Consider the following 562-nt stretch of genomic DNA (forward strand, 5'->3'; position numbering starts at 1 on the left):
CAGCCGCCGCCGGTGGCGCAAACGGCCGTCGCGGCCGATGCCGGCGACGCCGGCTGAGCCATGTGGATCGAGTTCACCATCGCGATGCGCTTTCTGCGGCAGGGCCGGGCGCAGTCGCTGCTGATCCTGTTCGGTATCGCGGTGGGCGTGTCGGTGATCGTGTTCGTCACCGCGCTGATCGCCGGTCTGCAGCAGAACCTGATTGAACGCACGCTCGGTACCCAGGCGCATGTCCGGGTGGAGGCGCCGCGCGAGGTCAACCAGATCGTGCCGGCGGCACCGGGCACCCTGCAGCTGGTGCTGGAGGAGCCGCGCCCGCAGTCGCTGCGCCCCATCGACAACTGGCAGCAGGTGCTGGAGGTGATCGAGCGTCTGCCCGGGGTCAGCGCGGTCTCGCCGGTGGTGTCCGGTCCGGCGTTCGGGCGTCGCGGCGATGCGACCGCCTCGGTGGCCCTGGTCGGCATCGACCTTCCACGCTACGTGCGGGTGATCCCGTTGCAGGAGAACCTGGTGGAGGGCCGGCTGGAGGTGGGCTCGGGGCAACGGGCTGGTCGGCCGCCAG

The 562-nt window shown here is 71.2% G+C and carries 1 protein-coding gene; it reads left to right on the plus strand.

Annotated features, from left to right (window positions below; genetic code table 11):
• Window positions 1-60: 60 nt before the first annotated feature.
• On the plus strand, window positions 61-562 hold a 502-nt coding region (locus JCM9942_RS17790), incomplete at its 3' end, for an ABC transporter permease (RefSeq protein WP_172675221.1).

It is taken from the genome of Stenotrophomonas pictorum JCM 9942 (genome assembly GCF_001310775.1).
In the GTDB taxonomy this organism is placed as follows: domain Bacteria; phylum Pseudomonadota; class Gammaproteobacteria; order Xanthomonadales; family Xanthomonadaceae; genus Stenotrophomonas; species Stenotrophomonas pictorum.